Below are 21,195 nucleotides of genomic sequence, written 5' to 3' on the forward strand. Positions count from 1 at the left end.
TTCTTTATTACGACATCCCGGTAAAAAAACATACCCCTTCTACGACTCAACATCAACAAGGACCTCCACCCTCCCTATGGCTTCATCAACCGCTTCAGGGTCAACAACCACCCTGAGGGCCTTTCCAGGACATCTCTCAGCGCAGCGCCCGCATACAAGGCATCTGTCCCGGTCATGTTCAATTCCATCACCCGCTCTTATGGCGCCCGTGAAGCAGATTTCTTCACAGGCACCGCAGCCGGTGCACCTCTCACCGTCAACAAGCATCCTCGCGCCCTCCATTGGTGTGATGGATGTGATGTCTTCATGCAGGTAGGGTGTCATCCTCCAGAGGCAGCAGCATTCACAGCAGTTACAGATGGAGAGGAGCTCATCATGAGGGCCCGTGTTAAGCCATACCGAGTCTATCCTGTTCCTGCCTATGATGTGGACCAGGCCCGCCTCCTGACACCTGTCTATATGTTCAAGGGCCTCCCTGGCTGAAATAAGGCTTCCAACCTTATCGGATATCCTTGCAGCTCCCCTGCCAAGGAAGATGCACCCAAGGTCCCGGGGGTACCTGCTGCAGCCAGAGGATTCCCTGCAGATGCAGAAGTCCATCCTGAATATGTACTTTGAGCGCCCTATCATCTCCCTGAGGACATCGGAAGGAACAACCGTGCCCTGAGCCCCCGGGATACTCCTGTTTATCTCAATGGAGGCGTTCCTCGGTATGACCTGTATATCATCACCTTCAAAGAAGAGCCTGTCTACGATCCGTCTGAAGATCCCTGACCTTCCTGTGAGTGCTGCAAGCCGGAACCTGCCCTTGAATGTTCTCTTTATGATGGCCACGCTGATGTCAGTGAAGTCAATCAGGTTAATCACCCCGGACCCCTGAATCAGGGGCTTCTACCCCCTTTAACTGCAGGGGGAGTCTGTCTCCCTCGCCGTAGGGTTTATTTCTGTAATGGGTCTTCCCGTGCCTGACAATGAGTGCATGGTACTCCTGGAAGACCCTGAAGTCAGCTTCAAGTGATCCCTCAAAGAGTTCCTTTATCCTGGAGTATCTCTCATCCCCATCTATAACTCCGAGGCGGGAGAATATCCTCCTGGTGTAGGCGTCAACAACAAATTCCGGCTTCCTGTATCCGTAGAGGAGGATTGAATCAGCGGTCTCCTCCCCAACACCCCTCACACCCAGGAGCTCCTTCCTTGTGGGTGATGATCCATCAAGGGAGAGGAAGAACTCCGCGACCCCCCTGAGGTAGGAGGACTTCTGCCTGTAGAATCCTGCGCATCTAACGGCCTCCTGAAGTTCATGGTCATCCATTTCAAGGATGGATCGGGCATCAAGGGCACCCCTATCAGCCAGTCTGATGAGTGCCATTGCCGCAGAATTCCATGATGTGTTCTGGGTCAGGACAGCCCCTGCCATCACCTGGAAGACCTCATCAGGGTTTGAGGGTGGAGTGTAGTCCCCTGGATGGTACCTTAGTGTCATGGTATCCCTGTCAAGGAGGGGCCACCACCCCTGGGGTCCATAATGGTCAAGGAGCCAGGAATAGACCTTCCATATAATCCTCATATTATACCGGTAGATACGAACAGCAAATTAAAGCTTTCCATAAAATCCAGAGACAGGACATGGAAGCGTTCATCTCCATAGAACATTAATAGGTTATATTAACCAGCAGAGACAGAGATAACTCTATGAGATATGAAATCACAGATAGACCCAGTTTCAGTATGGTGGATGTTGAACTCTCGGATGGGGAGGCCATAAAGGCCGAGGCAGGTGCAATGGTTAGTATGAGCCCTAGCATAGAGATCCAGACAGAGACAGGGGGCCTCTTCGGGGCTGCTAAAAGATCCCTGCTTGGAGGGGAAAGCATATTCCTCAACACCTTCAGGTCCAGGGGTGATGGGAGCATACAGCTGGCCCCATCCTACCCCGGTGACATAGAGGCCCTTGATGTGAACGGGACAATCTATGCCCAGAGCGGCTCCTTCCTTGCGGGACCGGAGGACATGGATATCGATACAAAGTTCGGTGGAGTTAAAACACTGCTTGGAAGGGAAGGACTTTTCCTTCTTAAACTCACAGCCAGGGGTACGGTCTTCCTTTCAAGTTTCGGTGCCATCTATAACCGTGAACTGAACAATGAAAGGTTCGTGGTTGACACAGGACATATAGTTGCATTCACAGAAGGTCTTGACTTCAAAATCAGGAAGGTCGGCGGACTTAAGAGCACCCTCCTGAGTGGCGAGGGCCTTGTTGCTGAGTTTGAGGGTACCGGAACCGTTTACATGCAGACAAGGAGTGTTGACAGCTTTGTTGGCTGGTTAATACCCATGCTGCCATCAAGAAATTAGGGGTGCTTCCTGTTGGCAGGGAACAGTACAGGTGAAATCTTCAGGGTGACCACCTTTGGATCCAGCCATGGCCCTGCCCTTGGAGCCGTTATTGACGGCTGCCCCGCCGGTCTTGAACTGTCTGAAAAGGACATCCAGAGGGAACTTGACAGGAGAAGGCCCGGTACAAGCAGCATAACAACTCCCAGGGGTGAAACTGACAGGGTGGAGATACTGTCCGGCGTGTTCGAGGGTAAAACCGACGGAAGCCCCATAACAGGTATCGTGCGAAACAGGGACGTTGACTCATCAGCCTACACTGACCTGAAAAACCGGCCGAGACCCGGGCACGGTGATTACACATGGAAGGCCAGGTTCGGACACTACGACTACCGTGGGGGTGGCCGTGGCAGTGGAAGGGTTACAGTGGGCCATGTGATCGGTGGAGCCGTTGCAAAGAAGCTCATCGAAAGGTGGGGTGTCCGTGTAAATGCCCATGTAATCCAGATAGGGAATATAAGGGCCAGCAGGGTTAACCTTAAACTCATAGGTGAATACGCCGAGAAGAACCCTGTGCGCTGCGCTGACCCGAAGGCAGCCAGGCTAATGGAGGAACTTATCCTTGAGGCTCGGGAGAGGGGTGACTCTGTTGGAGGCGTGGTTGAGGTGGTTGCAACGGGTGTGCCGCCTGGCCTCGGGGATCCTGTCTTTGGCAAACTAGACGCTGACCTTGCCCGCATCCTCATGGGAATAGGGAGCGTTAAGGGTGTTGAAATAGGGATGGGATTCAGGGTTGCGGAGCACCGTGGAAGTGAAATAAACGATGAGTACTACCTTGACGGTGAAACCATAAAGACGAACACGAACACCTCAGGCGGTATACTGGGAGGCATATCCAGCGGGATGCCTGTAACTGCAAGGATAGCCGTAAAGCCGACACCATCAATATCACTCCCCCAGAGGACGGTGGACCTTGAAACCATGGAAGAGACCGAGATTGAAATCCATGGCAGACATGACCCATGCATATGTCCCAGGGTTGTCCCGGTGGCCGAGGCATCCGTTGCAATGGTCCTTGCTGACCACATGATAAGGGCCGGCTACATACACCCCACAGACATAAACAGATAGGGTACGATGGATAGAATGACCGGGAAGCTGATGGAGTTCCTTGAAGAGCTCAGCAGAGCCCTTATAGCATCAGGGAACTCTGTGACCGAGACAGAGAGGATATTGAGGTCCATTGCAGGGTCCCTGGGTGTCATGGTGGAGGTCTCTGTCCTCCCCACCATGCTGATAATAAAGATGGGAGGGGATGTCTCAAGGATGAGCCTGGCGGCCCAGTCCCCTGGTTTCATTCCCCTGCACCAGGTCACGGAGATCTACAGGCTCATCGATGACGTTAAGGAGGGACATGTTGACCCTGAATCTGCCCTGGATAAACTGGTTAGTATAAGAAGAAGTCCTCACCGCTCTGGAAGGCTGGGGATGTTTTCAGGCTACATACTCCTCTCGGTGGGGATAGCATTCCTTATACAGCCTGACCTCAGCCTGATAACCTATTCATCATTCCTGAGTTTGATTGCAGGTTTTCTCATAGTCATGAGCTATGGTAACGAGAGGCTATCCCTTATAATGCCTGTCCTTGCATCATTTACAGTGTCCAGTGTTGCGTTCTTCATGATCTGTGAGGGCCTCATGACAGGCAACCTGAGCCTCCTTGTACCTCCCCTCATATACTTCATCCCGGGGGTTACCATCACCACGGGTATGTATGAACTTGCAAGCCAGGAACTGGTTTCAGGGTCAAGCAGGGTTATATATGCGTGTATGCTGCTTCTTCTTTTACTCTTTGGAGTTTTGATGGGGATGCAGCTGAACGGGTTCCCCCAGCAGGAATTTACAGCAATCAAAATCACCAGTTCATTCATCTACAGCCCCTACCTGGGAGCTGTCCTCTTTGCAACAGGCATATACCTGTTCCTGTCAGTCAGGAGGAGTGACTTCCCCTGGATTCTCCTTGTGCTCTACACAGCTCTCCTGGGACAGCAGATAGGTAACCTTATTGCTGGGGGGCTCCTGGGGGCCTTCCTTGGCGCCCTGTCAATGACGGTCACTGCAAGGGGCATTGAAATTGCGGGTAAAACATCCCACTTTGTCACCCTTTACCACGTTCTCATCCAGGAGAGCCCCCCGCGGCTCGTTTAGTAAAACATCCCACTTTGTCACCCTTTACCCGGCGTTCTGGTTCCTTGCACCCGGATCAATAGGGTTCATAGGACTTGCAAATCTGATTGGAAAGAATTATCTGACATCTATCGCAGAGATTGGCCTATTTGCAATGACAGTTGTTGCAATAGCCCTTGGGTTACTGGTAGGAGCCCTTTTAACAGAGCCGCTGCATGAAAAAAATAGAGCCCCGAGCGGGGATTGAACCCGCGACCTCGGGATTACGAATCCCGCGCTCTACCACCTAAGCTATCGAGGCATGATTGAATCAGTATAGTTTCTGTTTAATAAAATTTTCCCCTGGATGGGGACCGGGGGGTCCACGTCACAATGAAAAGGATAAATACTACAGTTTAACATGGACATCCACCAGGTCTCCATCATCAAATTTAAGGGACATACCATCCCTGGCTGCAAGTACGCGCGTCTTCGTGGCCTCCTGAACCCTCATCGCCTCCCCTTCCGGGTTATCAAGTATCATCTTCATCCCAAGGTGGGTCATTACGGCAACCCTTGGACTCACTTCCTCCACGAGTTTTATGAAGTCATCCGTGCACATGTGTCCCCTTATATGCTCATTTTCAGGTCTTATCACGCTTGAGATAAGGACATCAGCACCCATGTGCTCCTCTGGAAGACCATCAAAGTACTCTGTATCCGATGTGTATGAGACCGTAAGCTCCTCTGTCTTCAGCTGGAAACCTACCCCTGTGGGGTCGCCATGGACCGTTTCGGTACCCCTGATCTCAAGTCCGCCCAGTCTGAGGGTCTCATCAGGGGCAAGGGTCAGGCATTCAGATCTTCCCTTATGGTAATCTGATATGCACGGCCCCCAGCTCCGGTAGCCCTCCATGACGCTCAGGCTCCCGATCATGGCACCCCTGTGGCGTGTCATCCCGCGGGTCATGGCCTCTATCAGCACCTCTGCATCGGTGTAGTGGTCTGTGTGTGAATGTGATACCATCACAGCATCAAGCTTCCTGGGGTCAAGGCCGAACTGGTAGGACCTTACAAGGGCTCCTGGGCCGGGGTCGATGTGGATGTTCATCCCGGCAATATCATCAAGCCTTAATCCGCCGGTCATCCTCTTCTGTGTTATGGTGGCGAAATCGTCCACCACCACTTCCAAGAAATGTTAACTTCATCTGATCACCTTCCTTTAATTCTGTAAAAGCATCTATAAAGGTTTCTCCCTGGGGGGCTGAGACCGCAAACCGGTTCAGAGGACCCATCAGCCATTGAGGGACATCAGAGGGCTATTATGACTCTTTCCTGCAGATTATAACATCACATTCAAGGCTCAGGTCCTTCCCGTCAACGCAGAGGTTTTCATCCTTCACAACGACCCTGTCTCCCACATCCACGTTGCCCTCACCAGGAATTCTCATGAGTACCTTTTCACCGGCACCTGCAACATGCTTCCAGCGGGTGTCATAGGCCTCAACACCCTCTGAAAGTTTAACCTCAATGTGTCTGCCATCCTGGCCGGTAACCCTTCCAACCTCGCCCTCGGTAAGTATCCTAGATGCAAGTCTGATTTCCTCGCTCCTTTCAAGCATTTCCTGTCTGAGTTTAGCCCTCCACTTTTGAAGCACCTTCACGTCCCTTACGATGGTCTCGCTGAGGATTCTGTGGGCGCTCTTCTTATCCAGGGCAGGGCTTTTCATGAAAAGGTCATATTCGCTTCCGACCGATGGTGTCCTTGATGAAACATGCTCCATGAGCTCGGTGAGAAGCTCTGAAACTTCCTTGAGGGTTGTCCTGGTCTTCCACCTCTTTTTGAGGAAACCGTTTGTGATCTCCTTGGCTATCCTATTTCCGAAGACTATTATGGCTGTATCACCCTTCTCCATGCTGGTTATCCTTGACCCTGTAAGTTCGATTATCTGGTAGGCGCCTGTTGTTGCATAGATCCTCCTCCTCTTTGTCTCGAAGGGTGTCTTCTGGCTTATCTCACCAACAACAACATCCCCTATGCTCCTCACCTTGCATGCATCGTCAGTGACCTTTATGTTGAGGCCGAGCTCGGATGCCCTCCTCTGAAGTTCCTCATCACTCTTTATCCTGCCGCTGTACAGTTCCTCCTCAAGTTTTTCCCTGGCTGACCTGTCACCGAAGTAGGCTATTCTGCGTTTATCTCCGATTATAACGCATCCCCTGGTGCTTATATAGGTTACTATGAGACTCATAGGATCACCTGCATCCATTATCTAAGGATGTTTTGACCGGACGGATAAATAAATGATTCGAAAAGAAGGGGGATTTTACTGACTGGTAAATGGATTATGGGAGGGCCATGTTAATATTAATAACCCTTGATAAACATAAATGAACCTGAGGGGGGAACCCATGAAGGATGATAAATTCACAAACCGCCTGATCCATGAGAAAAGTCCGTATCTCCTGCAGCACGCCCATAACCCTGTTAACTGGTATCCATGGGGTGAAGAGGCGTTTGAAACTGCCAGGAAACATAATAAACCAGTTTTTCTATCCATAGGTTATTCAACATGCCACTGGTGCCATGTGATGGCAAGGGAGTCCTTTGAGGACCCTGAAATCGCCGATATGCTTAATGAAAAATTTGTTGCGGTTAAGGTTGACAGGGAGGAGCGCCCTGACATCGACGCCGTATACATGGAGGCCTGTCAGATGATGACAGGGACAGGGGGATGGCCCCTCACCGTTATCACAACACCTGAAGGCGAACCATTCTTTGCAGGGACCTACTTTCCAGCCGAGGACCGGGCAGGGATGCCCGGACTTAAAACCATACTTGAGAGGGTGGCCCTCTTGTGGGAGAGGGATCCAGGAACCGTAATTGAAACTGCAGGGGACGTTGTGAGGGCCCTTAAGAAACAATCCAGGCCCGGGGATGTGGGATTGGAAATCGTTGAAAGGGCCTTCGAAGCTCTGAAAAGGGGGTTTGACAGGACACATGGAGGTTTTGGTTCCGATCAGAAGTTCCCGGTGCCCCAGCACATCCACTTCCTCCTGAGGCACCATATTAAAAGGAAGGATGAAGTGGCCCTTGAAATGGTGAACCTGACCCTTGAGAGGATGAGGTACGGTGGCATATACGACCATCTCGGTTATGGATTCCACAGGTATGCGGTTGAACCATCATGGACCATACCCCATTTTGAGAAGATGCTCTATGACCAGGCCCTGATCCTCACAGCATACCTCGACGCCTTCTCGGTTACAGGGAGAGAACTCTACAGGGACACATCCCTTGAAATAACTGAATACGTGTTAAGGGATATGCAGTCACCCGCAGGGGGCTTTTATTCTGCAGAGGACGCTGAAAGTGAGGGTGTTGAGGGCAAATACTACCTCTGGAGGGCTTCCGAGATAAGGGAACTCCTCGGTGATGAGGCGCCCCTGGTGATGAGCTACTTCAATGTCCTTGAGGACGGGAACTGTGCAGGGGAGCTGAGGGGTGAGAACATATTACACGTAAGATCCCCTGAGAAGGTGGCTGAGGAGTATGGGATCACCACCGATGAACTCAGGGAGAGGATAGATAATGCAAGAAGGGTCCTCCTTGAAAGGAGGCTTGAGCGCACCCCGCCCTCAAGGGATGATAAGGTGCTTACCGACTGGAACGGCCTCATGATAGGGGCCCTTGCGAGGTGCCACAGGATCACCGGAAGCCCTGAAGCCCTGAAATCCAGTAGGAAGTGCCTCGGGTTCATAAGAAATAATCTGTGGGTTGATGGGAGGCTTATGCACCGTTACCGTGAAGGTGAAGCAGCCATAGGGGGCAGCCTTGATGACCATGCCTTCCTTATATGGGGACTCCTTGAGATGTACGATGCAACGTTCAAAGAGAAGTACCTTAAAATGGCGCTGGAGCTCTCAGAAGTCCTTAAGGAAAACTTCATGGCCCCTGACGGGGGCTTCTACTTTACCAATGACTCCTGCGGCCTTATTGTGAGGAGGAAGGACAGCCTTGAGGGTGCAATCCCCTCAGGTAACTCGGTGCATATGTTAAACCTCCTCAGGCTTGGTTCAATACTGGAGGATGATGAATTAACCGGGATGGCTCGTGGAATAGTATCGGCCTTCGCATCAAGGATTAAGTCAGCGCCATCAGCCCACACCTTCCTCCTGAGCCACCTGGAATGGGCCCTGAAGGGTGGAAGATCCCTCACCGTGATCTGCCCCCATACCCCAGGGATCCTTGAGGGTCTCAGGAGGGAGCTGATCCCTGACTTCACCATCACCCTGAAGGATGAGGCCTCTGACTGGTCCTTTGCACCAGGGCACCTCAGGAGCAAGGGGATGGTTAATGGTAAATGCACCTACTACCTCTGTGACCCTGAAAAATGTTATCCACCATCCACGGATGATAATGAGATACTTGAATACATAAGGGGAGTTTGAATATGGATATGCACCATCACCATGCCATGGACTACAGGAAAAGATTCATAGTATGCCTTATCCTCACCGTGCCCGTAATCCTCCTTGGTGAGCTTCCAACAGGGACCGTTATCCTGAGTTTTCCCGGTAGCGAACTGGCTGTAACTGTACTCTCATCAATCATATTCTTCTACGGGGGCTACCCCTTCCTCAGGGGGTCTTTGGAGGAGTTAATGAGAGAAAGCCCGGGTATGATGACCCTCATTGCGGTTGCAGTGACTGTTGCATACATCTACAGCCTCGCTGTTGCAGCTGGTGTTGAGGGTATGGTCTTCTTCATTGAACTTGTAACCCTTATTGATGTGATGCTCCTGGGACACTGGATTGAAATGAAATCCGTCAAGGGGGCTTCAGATACCATTGCAGGGCTTGCGAGGCTCCTGCCGGCTGAAGCCCACCTCCTGAGTGATGGGAAAGTCATTGATGTGCCCATCGAATCCCTGAAGCTAGGAGACCTTGTACTTGTAAGGTCCGGTGAGAGGGTGCCCTCAGACGGGACCGTTATAAAGGGGGAGTCCCATGTGGATGAATCACTGCTTACCGGTGAATCCTCTCCCGTCAAAAAGTCCAGGGGGGACAGGGTCATCGGTGGATCGGTTAACACCGGAGGGTCCCTCACCATTGAAGTTGAACGTATGGGTGAGGAATCATTCATCTCACAGATGATTGAACTTGTGGGGATGGCCCAGGAGGGCAGGACCAGGACCCAGGTCCTTGCAGACAGGGCTGCCTTCTGGCTGACCCTAATAGCCCTTGGGGGTGGATTTTTAACCTTCATGGTATGGTACCTCCTTGGAATGGGGGCCCTGTTTTCTGTTGAACGCGCGGTAACCCTCATGGTCACCGCCTGCCCCCATGCCCTTGGCCTTGCAGTGCCCCTGGTGGTGGCGGTATCCACCGCAATATCAGCGCGGAGGGGTATACTGATAAAAAACAGAAAGACCCTTGAGAGTGCCAGGGAAGTCGATACAGTGGTCTTTGATAAAACAGGCACCCTTACGGTGGGTGAGCTGGGGATAACAGACGTCATATCCTTCAGCCCTGAAACCGATGAGGGTGAGGTGCTGAGTTACGCTGCGGCCGTTGAGTCCCAGTCCAGCCACCCCATAGCAAGGGGGATAGTTGAAGCCGTTGACGAATTACTCCCTGTTGATAGGTTCAGCACAATCCCTGGTAGGGGTGTTATGGGTTACGTTAATGATTCCAGGGTCAAGGTCCTGAGTTACGCTTACGCCCGGAAGCTGGGTTTCAGCATCCCTGAAACCATCATCAACGACCTCATGGAGGAGGCGAAGACCCTTGTAATTGTCACGGTTGACGATGAACCCGTCGGCTGCATTGGACTTGCAGATATCATAAGGCCTGAGGCAGCCGATGCCATAAGGATACTTAAATCAAGGGGCGTGGAGTGCGTCATGTTAACGGGTGACCGTCAGAGGGTTGCCGAATGGGTTGCCGGGGAGCTCGGCCTGGAGGAGTACCATGCGGAGCTTACACCCCAGGAGAAGTATGAGGTCATCAGGAGGATGCAGGAGGATGGCAGGAGGGTTGCGATGGTGGGGGATGGTGTGAACGATGCCCCTGCCCTTGCACAGGCAGATATCGGTGTTGCAATAGGGGCGGGTACCGATGTTGCAATTGAGAGTGCTGATACAGTGCTTGTAAGGAGCAACCCCCTGGACTTCGTTGACCTGATGGACCTTGCAGGGGCAACCTACAGTAAGATGAAGGAAAACATCATCTGGGCAACGGGTTACAATGCAATAGCACTGCCCCTAGCAGCCGGGGTCCTCTACCAGCAGGGCATACTGCTCACACCTGCAATGGGGGCCATACTAATGTCGGCAAGTACCGTGATAGTCGCCCTCAATGCAAGGACCTTCACCTTCAGGGGCTCTGCCAGGTGACTTCCCCCTTTAGATGAACCTGAGCGAAGGAATATTAAAATAAACCCATATGCCCCTGCTTAATAAAAAAATCATGAGATAAATATTTATAGAATAAGGGACAATCTTAATCTGTAAATAGGTATAGGTGAAAACTATGAAAAAGACCCTTGAGAACCTTACAAAGGCCTTTATTGGTGAGAGTCAGGCAAGGAACAGGTACACCTTCTATGCCAAAATTGCTAAGAAGGAAGGATTTGAACAGATATCAGAAATATTCCTGACCACCGCAGACAATGAACGTGAACATGCCAAGTGGCTGTTCCGCATGATAAATGACCTCAAAAAGGAGGCCGGTGAGGATCTTAACTCAATCGTCGTGGATGCTGAAGCACCCCTGACCCTGGGAACCACCGATGAGAACCTCATAGCCGCCATTGAAGGCGAACACTATGAGAACACTGAAATGTACCCTGAATTTGCAGATACTGCAGAGGAGGAGGGGTACCCTGAAATTGCAAAGAGGCTCAGGGCAATAGCTGATGCAGAGAAACACCATGAAGAACGCTACAGAAAGCTCCTGAAACTTGTTGAAACAGGAAAGGTATACAGGAAGGATGAACCCGTAACATGGGTGTGCAGGAAGTGCGGTTACACCCATGAGGGCACGGAGCCCCCAGAGAAATGTCCATCATGTGATCACCCCGCCAGGTACTTCCAGATTAAATGTGAGGAATACTGAAGGGTTGTGAATGACAGAAAGGAACCAGATATTCCGCTGCAGTGTATGCGGGAACATAGTTGAGATCCTGAATCCAGGCCATGGACAGCTTGTATGCTGCAACCAGCCCATGGAACTCCTGGTTGCAAGGAGAACCGATGTTGGACCTGAGAAGCATGTGCCGGTCATTGAAAAGACCGAAAGTGGTGTTCATGTAAAGGTTGGTGAGGTACCCCATCCGATGGAGGAGAACCACCATATACAGTGGATAGAACTGGTTACATCTGAGGGTGTCTGCAGGGCTGACCTGAAACCAGGGGATAGGGCAGAGGCTGAATTCAGTGTTGACCCGGAATCAGACTTCATGGTCAGGGCCTACTGCAACATACATGGACTGTGGTACTAAAACCACCTAATTTTTTCTTCATCTATCGGTGTGCTGGAATCAGTGCTATTCTGACTCCATTTGGGTCCTCTATAAATGCAAGGTATCCCACGCTTATCTTAACGGGCTCCATGGTAACCCCTGCACCCCTTGATTTAAGTTCATTTAATGTACCCTCAAGGTCATCAACCTCCATGTCCACTGAAAACAGGCCGGGTTCATGCACAGGGTTGCTTATGAGTTCAATGAAGGTATCTCCTTCACCCTTAAGAGGGTGATCCTTCCATGAGGTCCCAGATCATATTCACTGTCCACCTTGAAGCCCATGACCCCGTGTAAAAGGCGACTGACTCCCCCATATCCTTTACAATTAATGTGGTGTATCTGATTTTCATTGCACTACCCCATGATCATCTATTGTTCCATGCATTATAAGTTTTCTAATGAATCAGAGGGGCCTGGATGAATCCCAAGGCCTGTGGGAGTTCCAACCCAAAACTTTTATTTCCCAAACACCAAAAATCTCCTCCATGAAAAGGATCCATATTCTGGTACTGCTTCTTGCCATTGTAGGTGTGAGTGGCTGTATAGACTCAGGTAAAGGTAACATTAACCAGCTGATACCCGAGATAAACGAGCATATAAAGAATGGTGACTCCTACTTCAATGAATCAGCCATGGCAGCCAATGATTTTAAACTTGATGATGCCCTCTCAAAGTGTGAACTTGCAGCCTCAGAATACAATTCTGCAAGGAACCTCGCGTCTGAGGCCCTTGGTTATGCCAGGAACGATGGCGACCCTGTTATAATCAATTACATTGAACTCCTTGTATCTGAACTTGAGGCGAAGATAAACGCGACTTCTCAACTTAAAAGTGCCATCGAGATGTTCAGGCTCAACCAGACCGAAGAAGGAAACTCAAATATAGAACTGGCAAACAGTTACATGAAGAGTGCGAAGGAACTTGAAGGTGAAAGGCAGGAGATTGTCAGGAAAAATCCTGACAGGTTCCAGTAAAAAGGGGGGCTGAGAATCAGGGCCTCTCATAGTCCTCATCGACTGTCAGGAATTTTTCTCCGGCAACCCTTGTTGCCATGGCCCCCAGGGGTGCTGTGAAGATTATTGCAAGTACAGCCATTGCCAGTATGGTTTCACCTGCCGCGACTCCCGCTGCAAGGGGTATTGCACCTACAGCTGCCTGCACAGTTGCCTTTGGTATATATGCTGCAACACAGAATATTTTCTCTCCAAGGTTGAGGTCTGAACCCTTCAGGGACATCAGTACCCCGATGCTCCTTGCTGCAAGTCCAAGGACTATCACAGCAAGACCGGCAAAGCCCAGCTGGATTATAAGCCTGATATCGACCTGTCCACCAACCAGGACAAAGAGCAGTATCTCAGCAAAGATCCAGACCTTGTTGAATTTTTTAGATAACTGCATCCCAGTATCCGGCATCCTCTCAAGAATAACAAGGCCAACTACCATTACACCTATAAGTGCAGCTACCGGGATGTAGGCGCTGATAATGTCCCCCGCATTCTTAAGTAGAATGGCGGCTCCGAGAATTATAAGGGTCTTCTCACTGTTCCTTATGCTGAACCTTCTGAAGAGGTAAACCAGTGAAAGGCCCATGGCCAGACCAGAGACTATGCCAATAAGTATGGATAAAGGTACACCAATGGCCTCCACCAGCAGGTTGACCTGCTGTCCCTGGTAGATTCCAAGGAAAACCGAGAAGAGAGTTATCGAAACCACGTCATCCACTGAAGCCCCTGTAAGTATGATGGTGGGTATCCCCTTGGCTGTTCCCATTCTCCTTTCAATGAATGAAAGCATCTGGGGGACTATAACTGCAGGTGAAACTGCCGCTATAACAAAGCCCAGAATTCCGGCCTCAACAAGTGGCAGACCAAGCAGGTAGTGTGCTGCCAGCATCACCGCAAAACCCTCGGTGATATCAGGTATGCAGCTCATCTTGACCGCAGTCATCCCCACTTTCCTTAGGCTTTCAAGGTTTATACCGAACCCTGCCCTCAGCAGAATTATTATAAGTGCTATAACCCTCAGGTCGGGCGAAATCTCCATTATGCTCTTTGATATAAGGTCCAGTCCATGGGGACCTATTATGATACCCAGTATCAGCATCCCCAGTATGCCCGGAAGTTTGATTTTGCTGAAGATCCTGTTGAATAGAAGTCCAAGCAGTATGATAATAGCTACGCTAAATGCAACGTATTCCATTTAATGCCTCCTTTATGGAAGATCCTCCTAAATTTTCTTCCAGGAGTCATCAGCCAAAAAAGAGCATTTAAAGGTGGACTCCATCACCTCGAGGTATCTTACTTCTATGAAATCTCATATAAACCTTTCGGTTCTGAAGGCTTTCATGAAAGAATAAAAAAATTTAACATCATTCAGCTCCAGTTGCTCATTACACCCCTGATTGCTGAAGAAAGCCTTCAAGTCCTTATTCTCTCAAGGGAGAGTATGATGATAATTGCTGCGGTCTGCATGGTGATTGAGAAAATCACAAGTCCCTGCAAATATAGACCATAGAGGTATCCCATAATGAGACTCCCTGAGAACCATGCCACCCCAAAGATCGTATTGAAGGTGCCGTAGGCAGAACCCCTCCTCTCTGGAGGTGAAAACCTTGAAACAGCAGCCCGCATAACTGACTCCTGGGCACCCATACCCACACCCCAGAGGACGGCGCCAGTGAAGGCAAGGGCCGGGCCTCCAAGGAAGGATAATGGTGCGTAAAACATTGAGACAAGGACCGCCAGGGCCATTACCCTGAAACCGTACCTGTCAAAGTATCTGCCAAAAAGAACTGCTGATACGGCATCCATGAGCATGGCGGTTGAGTATATGAGGGGTATCAGTGAGGCTTCCATTGTCCCTGTTATCCCGAGATGATAGCCCACCAGTGGAAAGTCCGCATATCCCAGTGCTATGAAGCATACCGCCGCCATGTAGATCCAGTAGGATCCCCTGAATTCCCTGTACTCAAGTTCTGTTGATGCTTCAAGTTCACGTGGACGTGGGAAGGTAAGGTAGCCGAGGGCCAGGACAGAAATAGCAATAACCGCAGGGACTGCAAGGGCTAAAAAACCGTCCCTGCAGTCCCCTCCAAGGGCCAGTACTGCGAACACCACCAGCGGACCTGCAACCGCCCCTATCTGGTCCAGGGCTTCATGTACTCCGAAGCCTGTTCCATGACCCATCTCAGAGGCTGCATAGGATAGCATGGCATCCCTGGGGGGTGTTCTGAGGCCCTTACCCAGCCTTTCAAGTATTATCAGTAAAACTGCTACCTGCCAGTTGCCTGCAAGTGCAAGTAGTGGGACAGCTATGAGGTTAACGAGGTAGCCTGTGAAGGTTATAAGCCAGTAACGTCCTGTCCTCTCTGAGATCTGGCCTGAAATGAACCTTACAAGGTAACCTGATAGCTCCCCGAAGCCGGCTGCAAATCCAACCATGAATGCGCTGGCGCCGAGAAAGCCCAGGAAGGGGCCCGTTATACCCCTGGCACCCTCATATGTCATATCAGCAAACAGACTTACAATTCCAAGGATTATTATGAACTTTGTGGATTTTTTCATTGATAAGTCCTCCTTTCCGAAGCGGAGTTTGAATTCAGAAAATTACATTAACAAGGAAATATTAAATTGTTGCACTGTTTTTATTCAAGACCTAATTTAAGTATGGCTCCATGACCCCCTGCGCGTTCTTCACAACCTCCCGAGTATCTAGACCATATATTTAGGTATGGCTCCTGTATAATTATCCTGATGCTCTGAGGCCATTCCATATGGGATTCCATGACAACATTAAGCAGGAGTAATAATATGCTAACCAGAACACTTAAAGACTCCTGGAACGCCCTATTTTAACCCCCTTCAACAGTAGTAGCAGTTCTTCATGAAGTCTATCCAAAAGTTTCGGTAATATTCTCCATATTATGATAGGTCCCTCTCTAAGTATAAGAATAATAAAAGAGAAATTACAGTAAGTGGGAGGTTGTTATAATGGACTATATATTGCTTGCAGTAATTACTGGAATAGTGCTGTTAATAGCTGCACTATCCATAAAAATAGTTAACCAGTATGAGAGGGGTGTTGTATTCAGACTGGGAAGGGTTATAGGTGTGAGGGAGCCTGGACTGCGTCTTATAATCCCCCTGATAGACCGGCTTGTCAAGGTTTCCCTGAGGATTGTGACAATGCCAATACCCTCACAGAAGATAATAACACAGGACAATGTTTCCATCGATGTTGCGGCGGTAGCATACTTTAAGGTCATGGATCCCCTCAAGGCCGTTGTTGCAATTGAGGATTACTACGGAGCAGTAAACCAGATATCCCAGACAACGGTAAGGAATGTTATAGGACAGTTCGCCCTTGATGAGGTACTCTCAGAGACCGCAAGGATTAATGAGAAGATAAAGGAGATCATTGACAGCCACAGCGAACCATGGGGGATAAATGTTACAACAGTTGAAATAAAGGACATTAAGTTACCTGAAGGTATGCAGAGGGCTATGGCTAAACAGGCAGAGGCTGAAAGGGAGAAGAGAGCTAAGATTATCACCGCAGAAGGTGAATACCTGTCTGCTGCAAAACTTGGGGAAGCAGCTGATATTATGGCAGAACACCCAATAGCATTACAGCTAAGGAATCTCCAGGTGCTCAGTGAAATATCCGCTGAAAAAAATTCCACAATAATCTTCCCAGCCCAGTTCATGTCAAGTGTAAATGATATAAAAAGGTTCATAGAAAAGGAAATGAAACCCTAGCCCCTTATAACCTTTTTTTAGATTTTATTATCATGTAGAGTGCCCTGTAAGTGTATTCAGGCTCAGAGATCCCCATATAAACAGACCTCCTGAAGCCACCATCGGGGTTCCTTAGTCCCATGACGAAATCAGACACATCAAGCCCCGACCCCCTGAGCATCTCATTGATCCGGAATCCTGCATGGACCGTTTCAATGTATGGCGGATAGGAGATGGGGGTGAAGTTCCATACACCTCCACTGAAACATCCATCAGTAAATTCCAGGACCCCCTCGGGTACATCAACTTCATGGCCCTTGAGCACCTCAACGGCAAAGTACGTGTTGATTATATCCGAACCATACCTGCCAAAACCGCCATCAGGGTTCTGCTGGGAGAGGACCCATTCAGGTACCTCCTCAAGGTACTCGCCATGCATCCTGAGGACAGAATCCATATAATATGTTATCTCCAGTTTCGATTTCCTGTAGGATGCCTTCAGGAGGTCGATGAATTTATCGGACACTGAAAAGTCCCTGCCATAATCCCTCAGCACACTGCACCTGTAGAAGAGTCCCTGGGCCGCGAAGCTCCCCCTGCTGTGGACATCTTCAAGCCAGTCAAGGGTCTTCTCAAGTCCCCCGGGTTCATCACCCAGAAGTTCAAAGGACCTCAGGGCATAATAGGTGTTCTTTGTATCAGGAAGCCCCTCAAACAGGGTATAACCACCATCAGGGTGTCTCCTTTTATTAAGGAATTCTCTGATGGAATCCCCTAATCTGTGATCATCCATGATCCCACCACCAAGTAACAAATATAAATAATGATCCTCCTGGACCATCAGGGTTCAGGTTCACCCTACTCTAACCGTAACAATCAAATATAAATAATAATCCGCTCCATTATAAATAAACTGATTTATCATTTAATCGTTTCTATGAGGAATACCATGATTCAGTCATGTAGTGAATGTAAGGGTAAAGGTTACCGTGTTAAATCCTACAAGATATGCAGCGCATGCCATGGAACAGGTTACAGATCAACAGAGGATATAAAGGACCATTTCAAGGGCGTTTCAAACAGTGCAAGGCAGAGGTTTGACCTTGAAGAATCCCATGAGGTCCCCTGCGAGGTCTGCAGGGGGAAGGGTGAAGTTGAGGTAAGGGAGCAGTGCCCTGCCTGTGGAGGCAGGGGTGAGGTTAACATCTGCCCGTCATGCGGTAAGAAACTGGAAGGTAAGGAGGAATACTGCCCTGACTGCCAGGAAAAGGAGAAGGTCTATGTGCTGCACCCTGCATGCACCATGGATGACCTTGAAGTTGGAAGCATATACCGTGGGAAGATCACAAGGATAGAAAGGTACGGGGTATTTGTAAGTCTGAACAGCCACGTCTGGGGACTCATGAGGGGCCTCTTCCCTGACTACAAGGTGGGGGATGAAATCTTCGTGAGGGTGTCCCATGTTAAACCCCATAAGGGGGAAGTTGACATGCTCCCCGCCAGTATAAAGGGCCCCTACGAGGTTATAAAGTTAAAAAAGGACCTTCCAAGGACAAGGATAGATGATATCGACACCAGGAGCCTTGGTAAAACCGTGAGGATAGTGGGTGAGGTCATACAGATTCAGCAGACCTCCGGTCCAACCATATTCACCATCTCCGATGAGACCGGCACCACCTGGGCCGCTGCCTTTGACGAGCCAGGTATAAGGGTATACCCCCATATACAGATAGGCCACATAGTTGAGGTTATAGGTGAGGTTAACCAGCACACCGGCAAGATCCAGATAGAGTCAGAGTCAATAGAACGCCTCATAGGTAAGGAGGCTGCCGAGGCCAGGCGCCTCATAGACGAGGCCATAGACAGGAGGGCTGAGCCCGAGAGGAAGGACCTCCTGATTGAAAGCGAAACCCTTGAAAAACTGAGGCCGAAGATGGTTGAAGCCGCCAAGGCCATAAGAAGGGCAATATATGATGGCAGATCCATACTGGTAAGGCACCATGCAGATGCGGACGGTATATGTGCGGGTGTGGCGATTGAAAAGGCAGTTCTGCCCCTCCTGAGGGACCTTAACCCGAGCACGGACGCTGAGTGGCACTACTTCAAGAGGGCTCCCAGCAAGGCCCCCTTCTATGAACTGGAGGACGTTGTGAAGGACCTCTCCTATGCCCTTGAGGACCTTGAAAGGCACGGCCAGAAGCTCCCCCTCCTCGTGCTCCTTGATAACGGGTCAACAGAGGAGGACATACTGGCCCTTATGAAGGCCAAGATCTATGACATCGAGATCGTTGTGGTTGACCACCACTACCCCGGTGAGGTCCTTGATGGACGTGTGGACGTGGATGAATACATTGATACACACGTGAACCCCTACCTTGTTGGTGGAGACTCCCAGATCACCGCCGGGGCCCTCTCGGTTGAAATAGCAAAGATGATAAACCCCGAGATCGCCGAGAGGATCCTGCACCTTCCAGGTATTGCAGCCGTTGGGGACCATGCCAGGTCCGAGGAGGCTGAATCCTACATTGAACTTGCTGCTGAACGCGGCTATGACCGGGAGGACCTTGAAAGGATAGCCGCCTGCATAGACTTTGAGGCCTTCTACCTGCGGTTCATGAATGGAAGGGGGATAATTGACACCATACTTGGACTTGGAAGCCTTGATAAGCATAAGAAGCTTGTGGATGCCCTTTACAGGGAATATGAGAGGAAGGTTGACACCCAGTTAAGGGCGGCCATACCCAACCTGAAATCAACTGAGCTCCCCAACGGCATACTCCTGAATGTCCTTGACGTTGAGAAGTACTCCCACAGGTTCACCTTCCCTGCCCCTGGAAAGACATGTGGATTCGTCCACGACTACATGGTCCAGAAGCATGGTGAAGAAAGACCTATAATAACACTGGCCTATGGGCCTGACTTTGGGGTTATAAGGGCCACGGATGCTGTTAATGAGAAATTCGAATTCAACCTCAATGAGATCGTATGGGAGCTGGCCGAGGAGATACCTGAAGCGGTTATTGATGGTGGAGGGCATGAGTGTGCAGGGTCCCTTAAATATGTTGAGGGCCTCTCAAAGAAGGTCCTTGGCGCCTTCGCAGAAAAGATTGCTGCTCTAAAGGAAGCATGAAAAAACAGAAAATTTAAACACCTGATCCTGCGGGGCGAAGCATCCATCCCCTCCCATCCCTTAAAACACAATCCCCAATCACCGGACTCCATGACACCCATGGAACATGAAATTCACCAGCCCCTTAAAAATAGAATCCCTAATCAGCGGTAAGGTTCCTGTAGTAATCACAGTACTCTGCTATGGGGCACTCCTCGTGTCGTGGTCCTATTGGTCTGCATATATCCTGACCGAACTGGACCATGAGGTCATTGAGCTCTATCCAGTATTCCTCGGGAATTACCTCCATAAGGGCCTTCTCGGTCTCCTCCGGGGTCTTTGTATCCACCAGTCCCAGCCTGTTTGATATCCTGTGGACGTGGGTGTCAACCGGGATTGCAGGTATTCCGAAGGCATAGGCAAGTACACAGTTTGCTGTTTTTCTCCCTACACCTGGAAGTTTCAGGAGCTCGCCGATATCATCAGGGACCCTCCCCTTGTACTCCTCAAGGAGTATCCTTGAAACCTCCCTTATCCTCCGGGCCTTAACATGGTAGAACCCTGCCTTTCTGATGAGCTCCTCAAGTTTTTCAAGGGGTGCGCTGGCAACATCCTCAATCGAGGGGTACTCTGAAAAGAGCCTTGCCGTTGCCTCATCTGTATTTTCATCACGGGTCCTCTGGGACAGTATGGTCCTTATAAGCACCCGGTAGGGGTCCCTGTCCTCGAATACCCTGGGGGAATAGATGCTCCTGAGGCCATCCATTATTCCTTCAATATCCCTGATAGGATCACCGAAAATTAGGGCTTCAGTTGAGTTTCTCGAGGAGAATCTCAAGGCCCTTCATAAGGCCTGTGCCCTCAGTTGCAACTGTTGGTATGACCTCAACTTCCCTGTCAATCTCCAGTTCAGAATCGTCAAGGTCCTGTTTGTTTGAGAAGACAACGTAGGGTATGTTTTTCTCTTCCAGTTCTGTCATTATCTCCTTCTCTGCAAGGGTGACTCCCCTTGAGTTGTCAACCACTATCACCGCGGCGTCAAGGCCATGGGATATTATCTCAAGCATGAACTTGAACCTTTCATGGCCGGGGGTTGCAAAGAGGTGTATCTTCTCACCACCAACCATGCAGTTACCATAATCCAGTGCAACGGTTGTTCCATTGTATTCAACCTTGGTTATCCTGTCACAGAGCTGTTCAAGGGTGGTTGTCTTACCTGTATCATAATCCCCAAAGATTACAACCTTTGTTTCCTTTTTCTTCATCTGAATCAACTCACAGATTCCATAATATCTTTTAAGTGTAACATCCAAAATATTTGT

20 protein-coding genes, 1 tRNA gene and 1 riboswitch are annotated in these 21,195 nt (G+C 49.9%); of the genes, 10 read left to right on the forward strand and 11 right to left on the reverse strand.

Annotation, left to right across the window (positions count from 1 at the left end; translation table 11 throughout):
• Nucleotides 1–39: 39 nt before the first annotated feature.
• Together N5910_RS05760 and N5910_RS05765 are read right to left on the reverse strand one after the other, a co-directional pair.
• On the reverse strand, nt 40–867 hold the full coding sequence (locus N5910_RS05760) for a 4Fe-4S binding protein (RefSeq protein ID WP_238337847.1): 828 nt from the start codon (nt 865–867) through the stop codon (nt 40–42).
• Nucleotides 860–1,567 carry an endonuclease III domain-containing protein gene (locus tag N5910_RS05765; protein ID WP_261599408.1) on the reverse strand — a complete coding sequence of 236 codons (708 nt, stop codon included), beginning with the start codon at nt 1,565–1,567 and terminating at the stop codon, nt 860–862. The genes N5910_RS05760 and N5910_RS05765 overlap by 8 nt, the downstream gene beginning before the upstream one ends.
• Before the next feature lie 125 nt (nt 1,568–1,692).
• Between N5910_RS05765 and N5910_RS05770 the strand changes: the two genes are divergently transcribed.
• The 3 genes from N5910_RS05770 to N5910_RS05780 are packed head-to-tail and all read left to right on the forward strand — an operon-like array spanning nt 1,693 to nt 4,542.
• Nucleotides 1,693–2,355: a TIGR00266 family protein gene (locus N5910_RS05770; RefSeq protein ID WP_074359095.1), complete on the forward strand. Its 663-nt coding sequence runs from the start codon at nt 1,693–1,695 to the stop codon at nt 2,353–2,355.
• A 12-nt stretch (nt 2,356–2,367) separates the two neighbouring features.
• A complete protein-coding gene (aroC, locus tag N5910_RS05775) occupies nt 2,368–3,465 on the forward strand; it encodes a chorismate synthase (protein WP_074359096.1) in 1,098 nt (365 codons plus the stop codon).
• A gap of 6 nt (nt 3,466–3,471) precedes the next feature.
• Nucleotides 3,472–4,542, forward strand: coding sequence for a threonine/serine exporter family protein (locus tag N5910_RS05780; RefSeq protein WP_261599409.1), 1,071 nt, complete (start codon nt 3,472–3,474; stop codon nt 4,540–4,542).
• Nucleotides 4,543–4,749: 207 nt separating this feature from the next.
• Here the strand turns inward: N5910_RS05780 and N5910_RS05785 are convergent.
• The 3 genes from N5910_RS05785 to N5910_RS05795 form a co-directional block, all read right to left on the reverse strand.
• Nucleotides 4,750–4,822 (reverse strand) — tRNA-Thr (locus N5910_RS05785).
• A gap of 87 nt (nt 4,823–4,909) precedes the next feature.
• Nucleotides 4,910–5,686, reverse strand: a complete 777-nt coding sequence (locus N5910_RS05790; protein WP_145924553.1) for an MBL fold metallo-hydrolase — start codon at nt 5,684–5,686, stop codon at nt 4,910–4,912.
• Between the two features lie 136 nt (nt 5,687–5,822).
• On the reverse strand, nt 5,823–6,752 hold the full coding sequence (locus N5910_RS05795; protein ID WP_261599410.1) for a DUF2121 family protein: 930 nt from the start codon (nt 6,750–6,752) through the stop codon (nt 5,823–5,825).
• Nucleotides 6,753–6,912: 160 nt separating this feature from the next.
• Here N5910_RS05795 and N5910_RS05800 point away from each other — a divergent pair, with 160 nt between their 5' ends.
• The 4 genes from N5910_RS05800 (at nt 6,913) to N5910_RS05815 (ending at nt 12,004) form a co-directional block, all read left to right on the forward strand.
• On the forward strand, nt 6,913–8,952 hold the full coding sequence (locus tag N5910_RS05800; RefSeq protein WP_074359776.1) for a thioredoxin domain-containing protein: 2,040 nt from the start codon (nt 6,913–6,915) through the stop codon (nt 8,950–8,952).
• Nucleotides 8,953–8,954: 2 nt separating this feature from the next.
• The gene (locus tag N5910_RS05805; protein WP_238337849.1) at nt 8,955–10,898 is read left to right on the forward strand and encodes a heavy metal translocating P-type ATPase; all 1,944 of its coding nucleotides are present in this window, start codon (nt 8,955–8,957) and stop codon (nt 10,896–10,898) included.
• 136 nt (nt 10,899–11,034) lie between these two features.
• Complete coding sequence (gene rbr / locus N5910_RS05810) at nt 11,035–11,619, forward strand: rubrerythrin (RefSeq protein ID WP_315901932.1); 585 nt, start codon at nt 11,035–11,037, stop codon at nt 11,617–11,619.
• Between the two features lie 10 nt (nt 11,620–11,629).
• On the forward strand, nt 11,630–12,004 hold the full coding sequence (locus N5910_RS05815) for a desulfoferrodoxin (protein WP_074359099.1): 375 nt from the start codon (nt 11,630–11,632) through the stop codon (nt 12,002–12,004).
• Nucleotides 12,005–12,026: 22 nt separating this feature from the next.
• On the opposite strand, the gene N5910_RS05820 is transcribed toward N5910_RS05815, so the two are convergent.
• The gene (locus tag N5910_RS05820) at nt 12,027–12,209 is read right to left on the reverse strand and encodes a VOC family protein (RefSeq protein ID WP_261599412.1); all 183 of its coding nucleotides are present in this window, start codon (nt 12,207–12,209) and stop codon (nt 12,027–12,029) included.
• Nucleotides 12,210–12,513: 304 nt separating this feature from the next.
• On the opposite strand from N5910_RS05820, the gene N5910_RS05825 reads away from it, so the two are divergent.
• Complete coding sequence (locus N5910_RS05825) at nt 12,514–13,002, forward strand: hypothetical protein (RefSeq protein WP_074359100.1); 489 nt, start codon at nt 12,514–12,516, stop codon at nt 13,000–13,002.
• Between the two features lie 16 nt (nt 13,003–13,018).
• Here N5910_RS05825 and N5910_RS05830 read toward each other — a convergent pair whose 3' ends face one another.
• Together N5910_RS05830 and N5910_RS05835 are read right to left on the reverse strand one after the other, a co-directional pair.
• Nucleotides 13,019–14,227, reverse strand: coding sequence for a cation:proton antiporter (locus N5910_RS05830; protein WP_191216033.1), 1,209 nt, complete (start codon nt 14,225–14,227; stop codon nt 13,019–13,021).
• A 33-nt stretch (nt 14,228–14,260) separates the two neighbouring features.
• Nucleotides 14,261–14,324, reverse strand: a riboswitch (Fluoride riboswitch).
• 121 nt (nt 14,325–14,445) lie between these two features.
• Nucleotides 14,446–15,591, reverse strand: coding sequence for an MFS transporter (locus N5910_RS05835; protein WP_074359101.1), 1,146 nt, complete (start codon nt 15,589–15,591; stop codon nt 14,446–14,448).
• Between the two features lie 426 nt (nt 15,592–16,017).
• On the opposite strand from N5910_RS05835, the gene N5910_RS05840 reads away from it, so the two are divergent.
• Complete coding sequence (locus N5910_RS05840; RefSeq protein ID WP_191216035.1) at nt 16,018–16,785, forward strand: slipin family protein; 768 nt, start codon at nt 16,018–16,020, stop codon at nt 16,783–16,785.
• A gap of 4 nt (nt 16,786–16,789) precedes the next feature.
• Here N5910_RS05840 and N5910_RS05845 read toward each other — a convergent pair whose 3' ends face one another.
• A complete protein-coding gene (locus tag N5910_RS05845) occupies nt 16,790–17,557 on the reverse strand; it encodes a prenyltransferase/squalene oxidase repeat-containing protein (RefSeq protein ID WP_074359103.1) in 768 nt (255 codons plus the stop codon).
• A 156-nt stretch (nt 17,558–17,713) separates the two neighbouring features.
• On the opposite strand from N5910_RS05845, the gene N5910_RS05850 reads away from it, so the two are divergent.
• Nucleotides 17,714–19,894, forward strand: coding sequence for a DHH family phosphoesterase (locus N5910_RS05850; RefSeq protein ID WP_074359104.1), 2,181 nt, complete (start codon nt 17,714–17,716; stop codon nt 19,892–19,894).
• A 139-nt stretch (nt 19,895–20,033) separates the two neighbouring features.
• Here the strand turns inward: N5910_RS05850 and N5910_RS05855 are convergent, their stop codons facing one another.
• Nucleotides 20,034–20,639, reverse strand: a complete 606-nt coding sequence (locus N5910_RS05855; RefSeq protein WP_074359105.1) for an endonuclease III domain-containing protein — start codon at nt 20,637–20,639, stop codon at nt 20,034–20,036.
• 43 nt (nt 20,640–20,682) lie between these two features.
• Nucleotides 20,683–21,138 carry a GTP-binding protein gene (locus N5910_RS05860; RefSeq protein ID WP_074359777.1) on the reverse strand — a complete coding sequence of 152 codons (456 nt, stop codon included), beginning with the start codon at nt 21,136–21,138 and terminating at the stop codon, nt 20,683–20,685.
• Between the last annotated feature and the right edge of the window lie 57 nt (nt 21,139–21,195).

Origin of the sequence: Methanothermobacter wolfeii, from assembly GCF_025397995.1 — an archaeon.
Lineage (GTDB): Archaea > Methanobacteriota > Methanobacteria > Methanobacteriales > Methanothermobacteraceae > Methanothermobacter > Methanothermobacter wolfei.

Coding starts and splice junctions, on each gene's coding strand:
- N5910_RS05765 (WP_261599408.1), bottom strand. CDS start 1,567: ATGAGGATTATATGGAAGGTCTATTCCTGGCTCCTTGACCATTATGGA.
- N5910_RS05770 (WP_074359095.1), top strand. CDS start 1,693: ATGAGATATGAAATCACAGATAGACCCAGTTTCAGTATGGTGGATGTT.
- N5910_RS05780 (WP_261599409.1), top strand. CDS start 3,472: ATGGATAGAATGACCGGGAAGCTGATGGAGTTCCTTGAAGAGCTCAGC.
- N5910_RS05795 (WP_261599410.1), bottom strand. CDS start 6,752: ATGAGTCTCATAGTAACCTATATAAGCACCAGGGGATGCGTTATAATC.
- N5910_RS05800 (WP_074359776.1), top strand. CDS start 6,913: ATGAAGGATGATAAATTCACAAACCGCCTGATCCATGAGAAAAGTCCG.
- N5910_RS05805 (WP_238337849.1), top strand. CDS start 8,955: ATGGATATGCACCATCACCATGCCATGGACTACAGGAAAAGATTCATA.
- rbr (WP_315901932.1), top strand. CDS start 11,035: ATGAAAAAGACCCTTGAGAACCTTACAAAGGCCTTTATTGGTGAGAGT.
- N5910_RS05815 (WP_074359099.1), top strand. CDS start 11,630: ATGACAGAAAGGAACCAGATATTCCGCTGCAGTGTATGCGGGAACATA.
- N5910_RS05825 (WP_074359100.1), top strand. CDS start 12,514: ATGAAAAGGATCCATATTCTGGTACTGCTTCTTGCCATTGTAGGTGTG.
- N5910_RS05830 (WP_191216033.1), bottom strand. CDS start 14,227: ATGGAATACGTTGCATTTAGCGTAGCTATTATCATACTGCTTGGACTT.
- N5910_RS05835 (WP_074359101.1), bottom strand. CDS start 15,591: ATGAAAAAATCCACAAAGTTCATAATAATCCTTGGAATTGTAAGTCTG.
- N5910_RS05840 (WP_191216035.1), top strand. CDS start 16,018: ATGGACTATATATTGCTTGCAGTAATTACTGGAATAGTGCTGTTAATA.
- N5910_RS05845 (WP_074359103.1), bottom strand. CDS start 17,557: ATGGATGATCACAGATTAGGGGATTCCATCAGAGAATTCCTTAATAAA.
- N5910_RS05850 (WP_074359104.1), top strand. CDS start 17,714: ATGATTCAGTCATGTAGTGAATGTAAGGGTAAAGGTTACCGTGTTAAA.
- N5910_RS05855 (WP_074359105.1), bottom strand. CDS start 20,639: ATGGATGGCCTCAGGAGCATCTATTCCCCCAGGGTATTCGAGGACAGG.
- N5910_RS05860 (WP_074359777.1), bottom strand. CDS start 21,138: ATGAAGAAAAAGGAAACAAAGGTTGTAATCTTTGGGGATTATGATACA.